The organism is Citrobacter sp. Cm046 (assembly GCF_030333065.1).
Taxonomy (GTDB): domain Bacteria; phylum Pseudomonadota; class Gammaproteobacteria; order Enterobacterales; family Enterobacteriaceae; genus Citrobacter; species Citrobacter murliniae.
In genome coordinates this window covers 1-225 of record NZ_JAOWGP010000001.1, presented here as the reverse complement: position 1 = coordinate 225, position 225 = coordinate 1, and the positions used below count along the sequence as shown (strand labels likewise).

Annotated in this window: 1 tRNA gene; it reads right to left on the bottom strand. The window is 48.4% G+C overall.

From position 1 onward, the window contains the following. Positions 1-149 precede the first annotated feature (149 nt). Positions 150-225 (bottom strand) — tRNA-Glu (locus OGX98_RS00005).

The window sequence follows — 225 nt, the reverse complement described above, 5'->3', positions numbered from 1 at the left end:
TTATCTGTTCTTATTACGGAGAACAGACACAGTGTGTCGTTTCAATTTTCAGCTTGATCCAGATTTTTAAAGAGCAAATATCTCAAACGTCACCCGAAGATGAGTTTTGAGATATAACGGCCGGTGACTTTCACTCACGAACCAGCAAGTGGCGTCCCCTAGGGGATTCGAACCCCTGTTACCGCCGTGAAAGGGCGGTGTCCTGGGCCTCTAGACGAAGGGGAC